At 73.7% G+C, this 15,850-nt stretch carries 14 protein-coding genes; 11 read left to right on the forward strand and 3 right to left on the reverse strand.

The genetic code is table 11. The features are described from left to right. Position 1: 1 nt before the first annotated feature. A complete protein-coding gene (locus tag FR742_RS05210; RefSeq protein WP_148029870.1) occupies positions 2-688 on the reverse strand; it encodes a FadR/GntR family transcriptional regulator in 687 nt (228 codons plus the stop codon). Positions 689-763: 75 nt separating this feature from the next. Here FR742_RS05210 and FR742_RS05215 point away from each other — a divergent pair, with 75 nt between their 5' ends. From FR742_RS05215 to FR742_RS05225, 3 genes are read left to right on the forward strand one after another with little or no spacing between them, the layout of a single operon-like run. After that, positions 764-1,495, forward strand: a complete 732-nt coding sequence (locus FR742_RS05215) for a (Fe-S)-binding protein (RefSeq protein WP_148029871.1) — start codon at positions 764-766, stop codon at positions 1,493-1,495. Beyond that, complete coding sequence (locus tag FR742_RS05220; RefSeq protein WP_148029872.1) at positions 1,492-2,892, forward strand: lactate utilization protein B; 1,401 nt, start codon at positions 1,492-1,494, stop codon at positions 2,890-2,892. Before FR742_RS05215 ends, FR742_RS05220 begins: the two co-directional genes overlap by 4 nt. Continuing rightward, positions 2,879-3,463 carry an LUD domain-containing protein gene (locus FR742_RS05225; RefSeq protein ID WP_148029873.1) on the forward strand — a complete coding sequence of 195 codons (585 nt, stop codon included), beginning with the start codon at positions 2,879-2,881 and terminating at the stop codon, positions 3,461-3,463. Before FR742_RS05220 ends, FR742_RS05225 begins: the two co-directional genes overlap by 14 nt. On the opposite strand, the gene FR742_RS05230 is transcribed toward FR742_RS05225, so the two are convergent. Together FR742_RS05230 and FR742_RS05235 are read right to left on the reverse strand one after the other, a co-directional pair. Further along, positions 3,453-4,463: a Vms1/Ankzf1 family peptidyl-tRNA hydrolase gene (locus FR742_RS05230; protein ID WP_148029874.1), complete on the reverse strand. Its 1,011-nt coding sequence runs from the start codon at positions 4,461-4,463 to the stop codon at positions 3,453-3,455. The genes FR742_RS05225 and FR742_RS05230 overlap by 11 nt on opposite strands. 6 nt (positions 4,464-4,469) lie before the next feature. Then, positions 4,470-4,823 carry a DUF2795 domain-containing protein gene (locus FR742_RS05235; protein WP_187281006.1) on the reverse strand — a complete coding sequence of 118 codons (354 nt, stop codon included), beginning with the start codon at positions 4,821-4,823 and terminating at the stop codon, positions 4,470-4,472. A 94-nt stretch (positions 4,824-4,917) separates the two neighbouring features. Here FR742_RS05235 and FR742_RS05240 point away from each other — a divergent pair, with 94 nt between their 5' ends. The 8 genes from FR742_RS05240 (at position 4,918) to FR742_RS05275 (ending at position 15,805) form a co-directional block, all read left to right on the forward strand. Next, positions 4,918-5,997 (forward strand): GNAT family N-acetyltransferase, encoded by a 1,080-nt coding sequence (locus tag FR742_RS05240; RefSeq protein ID WP_187281007.1) that lies wholly within the window; start codon positions 4,918-4,920, stop codon positions 5,995-5,997. Between the two features lie 63 nt (positions 5,998-6,060). Next, the gene (locus tag FR742_RS05245; RefSeq protein WP_148029877.1) at positions 6,061-7,248 is read left to right on the forward strand and encodes a bifunctional cobalt-precorrin-7 (C(5))-methyltransferase CbiE/decarboxylating cobalt-precorrin-6B (C(15))-methyltransferase CbiT; all 1,188 of its coding nucleotides are present in this window, start codon (positions 6,061-6,063) and stop codon (positions 7,246-7,248) included. A gap of 68 nt (positions 7,249-7,316) precedes the next feature. After that, positions 7,317-8,165 (forward strand): sirohydrochlorin chelatase, encoded by an 849-nt coding sequence (locus FR742_RS05250; protein ID WP_148029878.1) that lies wholly within the window; start codon positions 7,317-7,319, stop codon positions 8,163-8,165. Positions 8,166-8,180: 15 nt separating this feature from the next. Then, the gene (gene cobT, locus FR742_RS05255; RefSeq protein ID WP_148029879.1) at positions 8,181-9,269 is read left to right on the forward strand and encodes a nicotinate-nucleotide--dimethylbenzimidazole phosphoribosyltransferase; all 1,089 of its coding nucleotides are present in this window, start codon (positions 8,181-8,183) and stop codon (positions 9,267-9,269) included. A 37-nt stretch (positions 9,270-9,306) separates the two neighbouring features. Next, complete coding sequence (speB, locus tag FR742_RS05260) at positions 9,307-10,320, forward strand: agmatinase (RefSeq protein ID WP_148029880.1); 1,014 nt, start codon at positions 9,307-9,309, stop codon at positions 10,318-10,320. A gap of 84 nt (positions 10,321-10,404) precedes the next feature. Continuing rightward, complete coding sequence (gene cobA / locus FR742_RS05265) at positions 10,405-11,637, forward strand: uroporphyrinogen-III C-methyltransferase (protein ID WP_148029881.1); 1,233 nt, start codon at positions 10,405-10,407, stop codon at positions 11,635-11,637. Positions 11,638-11,840: 203 nt separating this feature from the next. Beyond that, positions 11,841-14,183, forward strand: a complete 2,343-nt coding sequence (locus tag FR742_RS05270) for a dynamin family protein (RefSeq protein ID WP_261808362.1) — start codon at positions 11,841-11,843, stop codon at positions 14,181-14,183. Continuing rightward, positions 14,180-15,805, forward strand: a complete 1,626-nt coding sequence (locus tag FR742_RS05275) for a GTP-binding protein (RefSeq protein WP_148029882.1) — start codon at positions 14,180-14,182, stop codon at positions 15,803-15,805. Before FR742_RS05270 ends, FR742_RS05275 begins: the two co-directional genes overlap by 4 nt. Positions 15,806-15,850: the final 45 nt, after the last annotated feature.

Consider the following 15,850-nt stretch of genomic DNA (forward strand, 5'->3'; position numbering starts at 1 on the left):
GTCAGAACAGCGACGGGTAGGCGTCCGCCAGGTGGTCGGCGACCGCGCGGGCCGCTTCCTCCGGGTCGGCCGCGCGGATCGCGGCGAGGATGCGCACGTGCCCGGCGCGCAGCACCGTCGTGTCGCCCAGCTGTTCGACGGCTTCCACCGCGTGCCGCCGCATGGAGTCGCGCAGCGAGCGCATGAACGCGGCGATCAGCCGGTTGCCGGACGCGTCCGCGATCGCGCAGTGGAAGGCGGTGTCGTGCTCGACGAACTCCTCCGCCGACCGCGCCGCGTCCATCCCCGCCAGCGCGACGGCGAGCGCGGAGGTGTCCGCGCCGGCCGAGGCGGCGCGGGCGGCGGCCCAGCGCTCGATCATCAGCCGGGTGTCGATCACCTCGCGCGGCTCCAGGCTGGCCAGCCCGAGGTGCAGCCTCAGCAGGTCGGTCAGCGTGTGGTCGGGCCGGGAGATCAGCACCGCGCCCGCGTCCGGCCCCCGCCCGACCTGGGACGTCACCACGCCGAGCGTCTCCAGCACGCGCATCGCCTCGCGCACCGACGAGCGGCTCACGCCGAGCTCCTCGGCGAGCTGCCGCTCCGCGGGCAGCCGGTCGCCCGCGGTCAGCCCGCCGTCCGCGATCCGGCGCTCCAGCTGGGCGAGCACGTCCTCGAACGTGCGGGTCCGCTTCGGGCGGGTATCAGGCAACGGGACCTCCTTCGAGGATTGCGTTCCTCTATGGTCTGACCATACTGTGGTCAGACCATACCCGGAAGGAGAAGCGTGCGAGTCGCCCTGTTTCTCACGTGCGTGAACGACACGCTCTTCCCCGGCACCGGCAAGGCCGTCGTGTCGCTGCTGCGCCGGCTGGGCTGCGAGGTCGACTTCCCGGCCGCGCAGACCTGCTGCGGGCAGATGCACCTCAACACCGGCTATCCGCAGGAGGGCGTGCGGCTGGCGCGCCACTTCACCGAGGTCTTCGCCGGCTACGAGGCGGTGGTCGTCCCCTCCGGGTCCTGCGCCGCGATGATCCGGGAGCAGTACCCCAAGCTGGTCAGGCCCGGCAGCAAGGGAGCGGCGGCCGTCGGGCGGGTGGTGCCGCGGGTGCACGAGCTGACCGAGTTCCTGCTGGACGTGCTGAAGGTCGAGGACGTGGGGGCCTACTTCCCGCACCGGGTGACCTACCACCCGACCTGCCACTCGCTGCGCGGGCTCCATCTCGGCGACCGCCCCGTGCGGCTGCTGGGCCGGGTGCGCGGGCTGGAGCTGGTCCAGCTCCCGGGCGCCGAGGAGTGCTGCGGCTTCGGCGGCACGTTCGCGATGAAGAACGCGGCCGTCTCCGCCGCCATGGGCGCCGACAAGGCGCGCAACGTGCTCGGCACCGGCGCCGAGGTGCTGTGCGCGGCCGACAACTCCTGCCTGATGCACATCGGCGGCACACTGGCCCGCCAGAAGACGGGGGTACGGGTGATGCACATCGCGGAGATCCTTGCCGCCACGGAGGCGGGCGGATGAGCGCCACGTTCCTCGGCATGCCCGGGAGTTTCCCGAAAAATGCCGAAAAAGCCGTACAGAACTCGCAGCTTCGCTACAACCTCCGCAAAGCCACCCACACGATCCGAGGCAGGCGCGCGAGCGTCGTCGGCGAGCTGCCCGACTGGCAGGAGCTGCGCGCGGCCGGCAAGGCCATCAAGGACGAGACGCTGCGCCACCTCGACCGCTACCTCCTCCAACTGGAGGAGGCCGTCACGGACGCGGGCGGCCACGTGCACTGGGCGCGCGACGCCGCCGAGGCCAACCGCATCGTCACCGATCTGGTCAAGGCCACCGGCGAGACCGAGGTCGTCAAGGTCAAGTCGATGGCCACCCAGGAGATCGGCCTGAACGAGGCGCTGGCCGAGCACGGCATCGCCGCCTACGAGACCGACCTGGCCGAGCTGATCGTCCAGCTCGGCGACGACTTCCCCAGCCACATCCTGGTGCCGGCGATCCACCGCAACCGGGCCGAGATCCGCGAGATCTTCCTGGACCGGATGGGCGACGCCCCCGAAGGGCTCACCGACGAGCCCGCCGCGCTGACCGAGGCCGCCCGCCTCCACCTGCGCGAACGGTTCCTCAGGAGCAAGGTCGCCGTCTCCGGCGCCAACTTCATGGTCGCCGAGACCGGCACGCTCGTGGTGCTGGAGTCCGAGGGCAACGGCCGCATGTGCCTGAGCCTGCCCGAGACGCTCATCAGCGTCGTGGGCATCGAGAAGCTGGTGCCGTCCTGGCGCGACCTCGAGGTGTTCCTGCAACTGCTGCCGCGCAGCTCCACCGGCGAGCGGATGAACCCCTACACCAGCACCTGGACGGGCTCGGCCGAGGGCCAGGAGTTCCACCTGGTGCTGCTCGACAACGGCCGCACCGGCGTGCTCGCCGACGAGGTGGGCCGCCAGGCGCTGCGCTGCATCCGCTGCTCGGCCTGCCTGAACGTGTGTCCCGTGTACGAGCGGGCGGGCGGTCACGCCTACGGCTCGGTCTACCCGGGCCCGATCGGCGCCATCCTCACCCCGCAGCTGCGCGGCATGGGCTCCGACCTGGACGCCTCGCTCCCGTACGCGTCCAGCCTGTGCGGCGCCTGCTTCGAGGCCTGCCCGGTGGCGATCGACATCCCCGAGGTGCTCGTCCACCTGCGTGCCGAGGCCCCGCACGGGGCCGCGGAGCGCGCGGGCATGCGGCTGGCCGGCTGGGTGTTCGGCGACCGGGCCCGCCTGGCCGGGGTCCAGCGCCTGGCCTCGCGGCTGCGCAAGCTGGTGCCGAAGAGGCTGCCCGGCCCGCTGTCGGCCTGGACCGACACCCGCGACCTGCCGGACATCCCGGAAGAACCGTTCAGGGACTGGTGGGAAAGGGAGGAGCGGCATGGGCGCCCGTGAGGAGATACTCGGCCGGATCCGGCAGGCCGTGCGCGGCGCGCCCGAGGTGGAGATCCCGCGCGGCTACCGTACCGCGCCGCCGGTGGACGACCTGGCCGGCCTGTTCGCCGAGCGGGTGCGCGACTACCGCGCCATCGTGCACGTGCTGCCCGCCGCCGAGGTGCCCGCCGCGATCACCGAGCTGGTACGGGGGCGCCGCATGGTGATCCCCGACGGACTCCCGCCCGAGTGGTCGGAAGGCGCCGAGCCCGCCGGCGGGTCGCTGGCCGAACTGGACGCCGCCGACGGCGTGGTGACCGGCTGCGCGGTCGCCATCGCCGAGACCGGCACCATCGTCCTCGACACCGGCCCCGGCCAGGGCACCCGCGCGCAGACGCTGGTGCCCGACTACCACCTGTGCGTGGTGCTGGCCGGCCAGATCGTGGCGGGCGTCCCCGAGGCGGTGGCCCGGCTCGACCCGTCACGCCCGCTCACCTGGATCAGCGGCCCGTCCGCCACCAGCGACATCGAGCTGAACCGGGTCGAAGGCGTGCACGGCCCCAGGACCCTGGAAGTGGTCGTCAGTACCTGAGCACCGCCGCGACGTCCTCCACCTGGTCGGTGAACCAGATCTCGGCGTCGGTCATCGCCGCCGCCCTGACGAGGGCCGAGTCGGCGCGCTCCTGCACCGGGTGCTCCACCCCCCACGTGCGGAGCTCCCCGGCGTCGCGCGACACCTGCGTCGCCCCCTCGCCGATCCAGACGGTGCGCGGCAGCTCGCCGGGCATCAGCAGCGCGTGCACCCGGCCCTCGCGCAGCGCCTGCGCCACCCGGGCCACCCCGGTCGGGCCGTCCTGCTCGCCGTGGCGGTTCAGCAGCTCGGCCCTGCGGTCGTCCAGCCAGCCGCCGAGCGCGGTCTCCACGTCCTGCTCGAACCCGCCGGTCGCGTTGCGGTGGCCGCGCTCCAGCATCTGGATGCGGCCGGTGGACCGGGGGCCGAGATGGTCGCAGAGCAGCGAGCGCGAATGCGGCTCGCCCGCCACCAGCACGAGCTGGGCGTCGGTGCGCCGCACCTGCTCGTCGACCTCCTGGGCGACGGCCACGGCGTTCTTCTCCCAGGTCTCCTCCACCGCCTTCTCGTAGTGCCGCTGGGAGAAGCCGCCCTGCGCGGTCTTCTGCAGCGGCCACTCCTCGGCCTCGACGGTCGTCTTGCGCGGCGAGCCGTTCCCGTGCACCGAGACGTCCGCGCCGGCGTGGTCGATGATCACCCGCAGGTGCGGCACGCTCTCGCCCCGCTGCATCAGCATCGGAGTGACGAGCGGCAGCGGCGAGAACGCCGCCAGCGGGCGGGGCGCCTCCGGCAGCGGCTCCGACAGCACCACGTCGCCGTGCACGGCGAACACCGCCCGTCCCGGTCCCGGGCTCAGCACCTCCTCACGCAGCGCCTCGGACTCGGTGCCGCCGGCCCGCTCCAGCTCGTCACACAGGCTCGTCCACAGGGCGGACCGGTCCCGCGCGGTGAGCCCGCCCACGTACACCGACGCGTACGGCCCCGGGCGCTCGTAGAGCGGCCGGATGAAGTCGAGTCGCACGTGTCATCACCTCCGCCTTGCCGCGCCGGGTCCCACGGCCCGGCACACCTCGGGCACGGTCATGTAGCGGCGGGCCGGCAGCGCGCGCAGCAACGTGACCACCTCGTCGGGGGCGCCCATCCGCTCGGCGTGCCGCATCAGGTCGTAAGGGGTGGCGGGGAAGTCGGCGTCGCTCAGCCACGCGGCCAGGTCGCCGCGGACGCCTGCGGGGCCTCCCTGCCCGGGCGTGTAGCGGTGCACGCGCTCCAGCTGGCCCGGCTCGGGCTCCCGCCACTCCTCGGCGGGTACCGTCCCGACGCCGCGTGGGTTGCCGTCGGGACCGTCGAACCCGTCCGGCTCGTGCCTTCGCTGCTCGTCCATGCGAGGGCTGTGCTCTTTCATCATCGCTCCTCCCGTTGCGCCCCCCTACCCCCGCTTTCGTGGGCAAACATGGCTGATTGTGTACGCTGCCGACGTGTTCGATCCCCGGCTGACCATCACCACCGAGCGGCTCGTTCTGCGCCCGTTCGGCCTCTCGGACGTGGACCGGATCAGATCCGTCGTCGAGTCGGGCGTCCGGTTCCTGCCTCCCGGCGCCCCGGGTCACCTGGCGTCCGTCTCCCAGTGGCTCGCCAACGGCGTGCACGAGCTCCAGCGCTCGGGCCAGGGCATCCACCTGGCGATGACGGACGGGAACGGGCTGATCGTCGGCGCCATCAGCCTGTTCAAGACCGCGTGGGGCGCCGGCACCACCGAGGTCGGCTACGGCGTGCACCCGCTCCACCGGGGGCGCGGGTTCGCCACCGAGGCGTTGCGCGGGCTGGTCGCGTACGTCTTCGCCGAGACCACGCTGCGCCGCGTCGACCTGACGGCCAACCTGGACAACCTGCCGTCCCTGCATGTGGCCAGGAAAGCTGGCTTCACCTGGGAAGGCGTGCTGCGCGCCGCGGTGCTCGAAGACGACGGGCCGCACGATCTGGTGATCTTCGGGATGCTCCGCGACGACGGCCGGACCCCTGGCGAGAACCTGCCCAGGGCCGAGCTGCGCACCGAACGGCTGCTCATCCGCCCGCCCGCCGAGAAGGACGTGCCGGACCTGGCCGTCACCGGCGCCGACCCGCTCACCCAGGCCATGACCGGCGTGCCGCGCCGCTACGGCCAGGCCCACGCCCGCGCCTTCGTCGCGACCTCCGAGCGGATGCGGCTGCGCGGCGACGGCATCGCCTGGGCCGTGGAAGAGCTGGCCGGCGGCCGGTTCGCGGCCAACGTCGACCTCAGGGACGTGGACTGGGCCAACCGGTCGTGCGAGATCGGCTACATGGCCGCGCCGTGGGCGCGCGGCCGGGGCTACACCACCGAGGCCGTCGCCGCCATCGCCCGCTGGCTGCTGCGCGAGCAGCGCTTCCAGCGGCTCAAGCTGCGGGCCGCGGTGTCCAACCCCGCCTCCCAGCGGGTCGCGGAGAAGGCGGGCTTCGTCCGCGAGGGCGTCGAACGCAACGCGCTGCGCGGCGAGGACCTCGTCGTCTTCAGCCTGATCCCGTCCGACCTTTCCTGAGCGAGAACTCTTGGTGAAACGGTGGTGCAACCGTCAATCTGGTGGGTGAGGACGGTGAGGCCCATGATCACGGTTGTCGGGTGGGACGGTTCGGGACTGTCGGCCAAGGCGGTCGACCGGCTGAAGGCCGCCAGGCTGGTCATCGGCCCCGACCACCTGACCCGGCGGCTGGCCCCGTCCGCCGCCCCGTCCGCCGTCACGGCCTCTCCCGGCGGCCTGCTCGACGCCCTCGACGCCCACATGGAGCGGGGCGAGGGCCCGGCCGTCGTGATCGCCGAGGGCGACCCCGGCTTCTTCGGCGTGGTGCGCACGCTGCGCGGCCACGGGCTGGAGCCCGACGTGCTGCCCGCCACCTCGATCGTCACCCGTGCCTTCGCCTGCGCCGGGCTCGACTGGGACGACGCCCTCGTGGTCGCCCCGGCCGGCCCCCACCAGCTCGCCCGCGTGGTCAACGCCTGCCGGGCGCACCCCAAGGTCGCGCTGCTCGTCACCCCCGGCGTCGGCCCCGGCGAGATCGCCAGGGAGCTCGCCCCCACCACCCCGCGCGCGCTCGTCGTCTGCGAGGACCTCGGCGGGCCCGACGAGCGCGTCACCCACAGCCGCATGGGCGAGGCCACCACCCGGCCGTGGAAGGACCCGGACGTGGTGCTCGTGATCGACCCGCTGCACCGCCGGAAGGAGCCCGGCTGGGTGGCGGGCGCCCAGCCGGGACCGGCCGGATGGGCGCTGCCGCTGGAGTCCAGGCTGCCCGCCGAGGTGCGCGCGTACGTGCTCGCCAAGCTCGGGCCCCGGCTCGGCGACCTGGTCTGGGACGTGGGCGCGGGCAACGGCGAGATCGCGGTGGAGTGCGCCAGGTTCGGCGCCGCGGTGATGGCCGTCGAGCGCGACGCCGACGCCTGCGCCCGGCTGCGCGAGAACGTCCTGAGCCACGGCGTCAAGGTGGCGCTCACCCGGGGGCAGGCGCCGCCCGCGCTCGAACCGCTGCCCGACCCCGACGCCGTCTTCGTCGGCGGCGGCGGCCCCGACGTGATCGTCGCCTGCGCCGCCCGCCGGCCCCGCTCGCTGGTGTGCGCGCTGAAGACCGTCGAACGCGTGTCCGCCGTGCTCGACCTGCTGCGCGAGCACGGCTACCGCGCCGAAGGCACCCAGATCCTGGCCTCCGGGCTCGTCATCGGCCCCGACGGCGCGCACAGCCTGAGCTCCGCCGACCCGGTCTTCGTCGTGCACGCGACACCCGCGGGCACTTCCTGACCTGTCGCTCAGCGCCGCACATCGGTTATCCTCGCGTGTCCTCTTCTACGCACCGGAGAACCTTCCCCATGAAGCCGCCGCTCCTGCTTGTCGGGCAGGGCTCCAACGACGACGCCGATTCCGCCGAGTTCGGCAGGTTCGTGCACCGGCTCCGCTGCCGGCTCGACCAGACCGCCGCCGACGTGTCGGGCGGCTACCTCGAGCGGGCCACGCCCCTGCTGAGCGAGTCCGTCGCCTCTCTGGTCGCCCGCGGTCACCACCGCCTGGTGGCGCTGCCGCTGACCCTGAGCCGGACCAACGGCGAACTCCCCGCCGCCCTGGCCCTGGAGCAGCAGCGGCACCCCACCCTCGTGTACGACCACGGCCGGCCGGTCGGCCCCGACCCGCGCGTGCTCGCGCTGCTCGCCGAGCGGCTCAACGACGCCGCCACCGAGATGCCCAGGCCGCGCCCGCTGGAGCTGGTCGGCGCCCGCCCTCGGCTGCGCGCCGTCGACGGCGTCGCGTCCGACGGCGTCCCGCCGCACGTCGAGCCGGGTGAGACCGCCGTCGTGCTGGTCGGTGACGGCTCCACCGACCCGGCCGCCAACGCCGACGTGCACCGCGTGTCCCGGCTGTTCTGGGAGACTCACGCGTACGACTTCATGACCGTGGAGACCGCGTTCGTCTCCCTCACCCCGCCCGGTGTGCCCGGCGGGCTGGAGCGCTGCCGCCGCCTCGGCGCCAAGCGCGTCATCGTCGTGCCCTACCTGCTGTTCGCGGGCGGCACGCTGGAGCGCGTGTGGGCGCAGGCGCTCGCGTACGGCGCCGGCCACCCCGAGCTCGACATCCGCTGCGCCGAGGTGATCGGCGACTGTGAGACGCTGGCCGACGTGGTCATCGACCGCTACGAGGAAGCCCTCCAGCAGCTGGTCCCCTGAACCCCCGGAGGTTCCGTGCTCGCCGAGACACTCGCCGCGCTCCGCCCCGCCGACCCCCGCGCGATCGCCGACGCGCGTGCCCACCAGGACCGGCTCACCAAGCCGCGCGGGTCCCTCGGCGCGCTGGAGGAGGTCGCCGTGCGGCTCGCCGGGGCGGCCGGGGTCAGCCCGCCGCCCATGCCGGAGCCGGCCGCGCTGGCCATCTTCGCCGCCGACCACGGCGTGCACGCCCGCGGCGTCACCCCGTGGCCGCAGGAGGTCACGGTGCAGATGGTGCACAACTTCCTGGCGGAAGGGGCGGTGGCCAACGCCTTCGCCGCCCAGATCGGGGCGTCGGTCACCGTGGTGGACGTCGGCGTCGCCGCCGACCTGCCCGACGACGCCCGCCTGGTCAAGCGGAAGATCGCGTACGGCACCGCCGATCTGTCGCGGGGCCCCGCGATGACCGGCGAGGAGGCCGTACGCGCGCTGGAGGCGGGCATCGGCGTGGCCCGCGACCTGGTGGCGTCCGGCGCCCGGTGCCTGATCACGGGAGACATGGGCATCGCCAACACGACGGCCTCGGCGGCGCTGATCGCGGCCTTCACCGGCCGCGACCCCGCCGCGGTGACCGGCCTCGGCACCGGCGTCACGGAGGAGACCCACGCCCGCAAGATCGCCGTCGTCCGCGAGGCGCTCCAGGTCAACGGCATCCTCATGGAGGGCCGGCCGGATCCGCACGGGCTCAAGCTGCAGGAGGCGTCGCGGGTGCTGGCCGCCGTCGGCGGGTTCGAGCACGCCGCCATCGCCGGCTTCATCCTGGGCGGGGCGGCGGCGCGGGTGCCGGTGATCCTCGACGGCGTGATCGCCGGGGCCGCCGCGCTGGCCGCCGCCGCGCTCTCACCCGCCGCCGTCGACCACTGCGTCGCGGGCCACCGCTCCGCCGAGCCCGGTCATTCCGCCGCGCTGGAGCACCTCGGCCTGCGCCCTCTGGTGGACCTGGAGCTGCGGCTCGGCGAGGGCACCGGCGGGCTGCTGGCCCACCCGCTCGTCTGCGCCGCCGTCCGCGTCATGCACGAGGTCGCCACGTTCGACTCGGCCGGAGTCACCGAGAAGCACATGTGATGATGAAAGGGACAGGAACCACCCGATGAGGTGACCAGTGCCCAGATACGGACCGATGTACGGCCCGGACCTCACCTTCCTCGGCGTCGAACGCTGCGACGTCGACGACCCCGCGAGCTACGCGGACGCGGACGTCGTCATCCTCGGCGCCCCCTTCGACGGCGGGACCTCCCACCGCCCCGGCGCCAGATTCGGCCCGATGGCCCTGCGCCAGGCCTGCTACCTGCCGCAGGACGGCTCCAGGCCCAGCCTCGCGCTGCGCGTGGACGCCCTGCGCGACCTGCGGGTGCTCGACGCCGGCGACGTCGAGTGCTACTCGGGCGACGTGGAGGGCTCACTGGAGGCCATCGAGTCGGCGGTGCACCGGATCGCCGCCTCCGGCGCCGTCCCGGTGGTGCTCGGCGGCGACCACACGGTGGCGCTGCCGGACGCCCGCGGCACCGCCCGCGCGCACGCCCCCGGCCGCACCTCGATGATCCACTTCGACGCGCACGCCGACACCGGGAACATCTCCTTCGGCCACCTGTACGGGCACGGTCAGCCGATGCGCCGGCTGATCGAGTCCGGCGCGATCCGCGGTGACCGGTTCCTGCAGATCGGGCTGCGCGGCTACTGGCCGGAGCCGGAGACGCTGGAGTGGATGGCCCGGCAGGACATGCGCTCCTACGAGATGACCGAGATCGTCGCCCGCGGCCTGGAGGAGTGCCTCACGGAGGCGTTCCGCATCGCCCTGGACGAGTGCGACCAGATCTTCCTGTCCATCGACATCGACGTGTGCGACCCCGGCCACGCGCCCGGCACCGGCACCCCCGAGCCGGGCGGGCTCACGGCCCGGCAACTGCTCGACGCGGTGCGGCGCATCTGCTACGAGCTGCCCGTCGCGGGCATGGAGATCGTCGAGGTCGCGCCCCCGTACGACCACGCCGACATCACGGCGCTCCTCGGCAACAGGGTCGTCCTGGAGGCGCTCTCGGCGATGGCCAGACGGCGCGCCGACGAAGCGGGCGGAGAGCGCTGGGACCCCCGCCGGCCTCTGCTTGACGGCCGTTGACCCCTGCGCAACAAATGACGCGTTGAGAGCCGGTAGGTTTATCCACCTAGCACACAACGTTCGCGAACGGGAGATTCACCCACCATGGGCCCCTACCTCCTCGGCCTGCGGCTTTCCGGTCGCCGGGTCCTCGTCGTGGGTGGCGGGAGAGTCGCCCAGCGGCGGGTGCCCGCGCTGCTCGACGCCGGCGCGGAAGTGACCGTGGTCTCGCCGTCCGTCACCCCCGCTCTGGACGACCTCATCGCCGCGGGCCGGGTCACCTGGCACGCCCGGCCCTACCAGGTGGGCGACTGCGACGGCGCCTGGCTCGTCCAGGCGTGCACCGACGACCGGCCGGTCAACACCGCGGTGGCCGCCGAGGCCGAGGCCAAGCGCATCTGGTGCGTGCGCGCCGACGACAAGGACGCCTCCGCCGCCTGGACCCCGGCCTCCGGCCGGGTCGACGAGATCAGCGTGGCCGTCACCGCGGGCGGCGACCCGCGCAGGGCGGCCGGCATCCGTGACGCCGTGGTGGGCGCGCTGCGCGACGGCACCGTCGACGCCCGGCGCAACCGCACCAAGCCGGTGGGCGTGGCGCTCGTCGGCGGCGGGCCCGGCGACCCCGGGCTGATCACCGTACGCGGGCGCCAGCTCCTCGCGCAGGCCGACGTGGTCGTCGCCGACCGGCTGGCGCCCCGCGCCCTGCTCGACGAGCTGGCCCCCGATGTCGAGCTGGTCGACGCCGCCAAGGTGCCCTACGGCCGGTCCCTCTCCCAGGAGAAGATCAACGAGCTGCTGGTGGAGCGCGCCAGAGAGGGCAAGTTCGTGGTCCGGCTCAAGGGCGGCGACCCGTTCGTGTTCGGGCGCGGCGGCGAGGAGATGATCGCCTGCGCCCGGGCCGGCATCCCCGTGCTGGTCGTGCCCGGCATCAGCAGCGCCGTCGCGGTGCCCGCCGCGGCCGGTGTCCCCGTCACGCACCGCGGGGTGAGCCAGGAGTTCCACGTCATTTCGGTGCATGTCGCGCCGGACGACCCCCGGTCCACCGTCGACTGGCCCGGCCTGGCGCGTTCCCGTGGCACCCTGGTGCTCATGATGGCCGTCGAGCGGCTGCCCGCGGTCGCCGAGGCCCTCATCCGAGACGGACGTCCACCGGAGACTCCCGTAATGGTGGTGCAGGACGGTACCCTTCCGACCCAGCGGGCGGTCACCGCTTCGCTTTCCACCGTGGCCGAACGCGTGTCCGCGGCTGGGATACGGCCACCGGCGATCATCGTCGTCGGCGATGTCGTCGAGGTCGGCCAGGAGGTCGAGATGGTTCGAGCGGAGCGCCTGCCTTGAACACCGCCATGGATGACGGGCGCGGAGAGCGGCCAGGGGAGCAGACCCTGAGCCTCCCCGCCATTACCGACGCGCCCCCGGGCCCCCCGGCGGACCTACCCGCCGAGCAAAAGCGGGCTGCGGGCCGCCCGCCAGGCGCGAAGCCGGAACGCGAGGCCTCGGGGACGGCTGCGGGACAGCCGGATGGCCACCGCCCGTCAGGCGTGAAGCCGGAACGCGAGGCCTCGCGCCCTCCGGAGGGCTCCGCCGCCCGACCCGAGAGGGAGTCTCCCGCCGGGAGGCGGGCCGGCGAGCGCTCCGAGCCCGAGTTCGATGCCTTCGCGCCGTTCGTCTCCGGGGACTCGAAGCCGGGTCCCGAGGCGCCCGCTGAGCCGCAGTTCGACGCCTTCGGCCCGGTCGTCAGGGGATCAGGGGCCGCGGCTGCCGAGCCGGAGCCCGCGACCGGGGAGGAGACGGACCAGGCTCCGGAGGAAACTCCTGCGGCCAAGCGCGAACCGGTCGCCGTCGAGGACTCCGAGCCGGAGGCACCCGCCGAGTCCGAGGCCGCCGAGCCCGGCCTTCCGGCCGAAGCACCCGGGGACGGCGCTGACGAGAAGGCCGTCGCCGACGAAGACGAGGCGGACTCCGTACCGGAGGAGCCCGAGGCGAAGTCCGTACCGGAGGACTTCGGCGACGAGCCGGACTCCGTACGGGAGAGTCCCGAGACCGAGGCGGAATCCGTGCCGGAGGAGCCCGGGGCCGGGGCGGAATCCGTGCCGGAGGAGCCCGGGGCCGGGGCGGAATCCGTAGCGGAGGAGGCTGAGGACGAGGCGGACTCCGTATCTGAGGGGCCCGATGACAAGCCCGGGGCCGAGGCGGACTCCGTACCTGTGGGGCCCGAGGCGGAGGGCGTACGTGAGGAGGAGTTGCCGCCTGAGACCGTGAAGGCGATGGCGGCGGCGCTCGGGGCGCTGCGCGAGAGCGTGGCGTCGCTGCGGTTCGGGCTCGACCTGCCGGGCGCCGGCGAGGCGCGCAAGGCGAGCGGCGAGCTGCTCGCCCAGCTTGAGGACTACGTGCTGCCGAGGGTGCGGATGAACACCGCGCCCGCCCTGATCGTGGTCGCGGGCTCGACCGGCGCGGGCAAGTCCACGCTGGTCAACTCCCTCGCCGAGAAGAACGTTTCGCGCACCGGCGTGCGGCGGCCGACCACCGGCGTGCCCGTCCTGGTCTGCCATCCCGACGACCGCCAGTGGTTCGCCGAGGGCGAGCTGCTGGGCGGCCTGCGACGGTTCGACCAGGCCAGGCCCGAGGCGGGCCAGCGCGGCATCGTGATCAGCGCCACGGAGAAGCTGCCCCAGGGCGTGGCGCTGCTCGACACCCCCGACATCGACTCGGTCGTCGAGGAGCACCACGAGATCGCCCACCGCATGCTCGACGCCGCCGACCTGTGGATCTTCGTCACCACCGCCGCCCGCTACGCCGACGCCCCCGCCTGGAACCTGCTCCGCCTGGCCAAGGAGCGCGGCGCCAGGCTGGCCATCGTGCTCTCCCGCGTCCAGGACAGGGCCCGCGAGGTGGTGCTCAAGCACTTCGTCCGGATGCTCACCGAGTACGGCCTGGGCGAGATCGACCGGTTCGTCATCAGCGAGTCGAAGGTCGCCGACGGTCGGCTGCCCGACAGCGAGGTGACCGAGCTGCGGCTGTGGCTCGCCGAGCTGTCCGTCGACGGGGCCCGCCGCGCCCAGGCGGTCAGGGAGACGCTCAACGGCGTGCTCGACAGCTTCCGCACCCGCGTGCCGGCGCTGGCCAAGCACCTGGAGGCGCAGGTCGCCTTCCGCGGTGAGCTGCGCGGCGACGTGGAGGCCGCCTACCTCGGCGCCCTCACGGACCTCGACAAGGCGTTCAGGAGCGGCGCGCTGATCCACGGCGAGGTGCTCGCCCGCTGGCAGGACTTCGCCGGCTCCGGCGACCTGATGCGCTCGCTCCAGCTGCGCAAGCGCGCCAGGAGCGGCAGGCAGACGCCCGAGCGGATCATCGCGTTCAGGGCGGCGCTGCGGGCCGGCCTGGAGTCCGTGATCGTGGCCGCCGCCACCCGCGCGGCTGAGGAGGTGACCGCCCGCTGGCGGCACCGCGCCGAGGTCGGGGCGGCGCTCGCCGACGGCCTGGAGCGGCCTTCCGACGATCTCGTACGGCACGCCGGCCGGGCTGTCGCGGCCTGGCAGGAACACGTCACCGAGCTGGTCCGCACCGAGGGCGTGGCCAAGCGGACGGTGTCGAAGCTGGTGTCGTTCGACGCCGACTCGCTGTCGCTGATCTTCATGGTCGCCATGTTCAGCGGCGGCCATGTCGAGGGGGTGCCGCACCGGCTGGTCAAGGCGCTGCTGGGCGCCGAGTCGCTGCGCGGCATCGGCGCCAAGGCGCTGAGCGACCTGCGGGCCAGGATCAGCATGCTGTTCGACGAGGAGTCCATGCGATACGTGCAAGCGCTCGACTCGGCCGGCATCCCCGACGAGTCCGCCGCGACGCGGCTCTACCAGGCCACGTACAACCTTGAGGTCGCACGATGACCACCGTCACCACGCCCAGGCCGGGGCTCTCGTCCCGGCTGTCCGCGCTGTCCAAGGTCGTGGAGCTCGGCCCCGGACGGCTCGACCCCAAGCTGATGTCGGAGGCCGAGTCGCTGCTGCTGCGCGCCGGTGACCGGCTCAAGCTGTCGTCGGAGCACACCGTGGTCGCCCTCGCGGGCGGCACGGGCAGCGGCAAGTCGTCGCTGTTCAACGCCGTCTCGGGGCTGGAGCTGTCGCCGACCGGCGTGCGGCGGCCCACCACCGCCCGCACCCACGCCTGCGTGTGGGGGCTCGAAGGCGCGGCGCCGCTGCTCGACTGGCTGCAGATCCAGTGGCGCCACCGGTTCGCCCGGGCCAGCGCGCTGGACAAGGGCGAGAGCCAGCTGCACGGGCTCATCCTGCTCGACCTGCCCGACCACGACTCGATCAGGGCGCTCAACGACAATGAGGCCGACCGGCTCATCGGGCTGGCCGACCTGGTGGTGTGGGTGCTCGACCCGCAGAAGTACGCCGACGCCTCCACCCACCGCCGCTACGTCACCGAGCTGGCGGGCCACGAGGCGGTGACCGTGTTCGCGCTCAACCAGGCCGACCGGCTCTCCACCGAGGAACTGGCCGAGCTGGTCATCGACCTCAACGACCTGCTCCGCCGCGAAGGCGTCGAGCACCCGACGGTCGTGCCGACCTCGGCCGTCACCGGCCGCGGCGTCGAGAGCCTCAAGAGCGTCGTCGCGGCGGCCGTCTCCCGCCGCCGGGCCGCGATCCAGAGGCTGGAGGCCGACCTCCGCAAGCTGGAGCAGCGGATGACGGCCGCCATGCCGGTCGGGGAGGCGCTGGCCATCCCCGCCGCGGTGGACGAGGCCCGCAAGATGGGCCTGGTGGACGCGCTCTGCGACGCCGTCGGCGTGCCGGCCGTGGGCGAGGCCATGGAGAACATCTACGTCGAGCGCTCCAACCGGTGGGTGGGCTGGCCGTTCCCGCGCTGGGCCGACCGGTTCCGCCCCGACCCGATCAAGAGCCTCCGCCTGGAGGACGTCAGCGACGAGATCAAGGGCATCGCCGCCGGCACCGTGACCGCGCAGGCGGCCGAGGTCACCAACGCCGTCCAGGCGCTGGCCGAAGGGCTGTCGGGCACCATGCACCCGGTGTGGCGGTCGTCGCTCCACCACGCGGCCCGCTCCCGGCTGGGCAAGGTGCCGTCGGCGCTCACCGAGGACCTCACCCAGGTCGCGCCCCAGCTCGACCGGGTGCCCGCCTGGTGGCGGCTGCTCAAGGCGTGGCAGTACGCCCTGGTGGCGGCGTTCGGGTGCGGCGTGCTCTGGCTCCTGCTGGGGCTGCTCATACCGGGCGCGCTGCCGCCGGCGCTGGAGCTGATGGGCGACACCGCGGCGCTGCCGTGGGCGGCGCTGATGACGGTGTCGGTGCTCGGGCTGGGCGCCCTGTCGGGCATCGCCTCACGCAACTTCGTCGAGCTGGGCGCCTCGCGCGAGCGGGAGCGGCTGGAGCGGGAGATGCGGCGGCGGGTGGCGGCGATCGCGGAGAAGATGGTGGTGGAGCCGGTGGAGCGCGAACTCGCCCGCCACCACGCCTTCTACACCGCCATGCGCGGCCTGTCGAGCTGACCTTCCACAGCCTCCGTTCCCGCCGGGCGGCCATCCCCAGAACAC

Origin of the sequence: Nonomuraea sp. C10 (genome assembly GCF_008017515.1) — a bacterium.
GTDB classification, from domain to species: Bacteria; Actinomycetota; Actinomycetes; order Streptosporangiales; family Streptosporangiaceae; genus Nonomuraea; species Nonomuraea ferruginea.

What these genes read in the sequence shown, in the direction of transcription:
- cobA (WP_148029881.1), top strand. Translation starts at nt 10,405, where the DNA reads ATGGGCCCCTACCTCCTCGGCCTGCGGCTTTCCGGTCGCCGGGTCCTC.
- FR742_RS05250 (WP_148029878.1), top strand. Translation starts at nt 7,317, where the DNA reads ATGAAGCCGCCGCTCCTGCTTGTCGGGCAGGGCTCCAACGACGACGCC.
- FR742_RS05225 (WP_148029873.1), top strand. Translation starts at nt 2,879, where the DNA reads ATGGGCGCCCGTGAGGAGATACTCGGCCGGATCCGGCAGGCCGTGCGC.
- FR742_RS05245 (WP_148029877.1), top strand. Translation starts at nt 6,061, where the DNA reads ATGATCACGGTTGTCGGGTGGGACGGTTCGGGACTGTCGGCCAAGGCG.
- FR742_RS05235 (WP_187281006.1), bottom strand. Translation starts at nt 4,823, where the DNA reads ATGGACGAGCAGCGAAGGCACGAGCCGGACGGGTTCGACGGTCCCGAC.
- FR742_RS05220 (WP_148029872.1), top strand. Translation starts at nt 1,492, where the DNA reads ATGAGCGCCACGTTCCTCGGCATGCCCGGGAGTTTCCCGAAAAATGCC.
- FR742_RS05275 (WP_148029882.1), top strand. Translation starts at nt 14,180, where the DNA reads ATGACCACCGTCACCACGCCCAGGCCGGGGCTCTCGTCCCGGCTGTCC.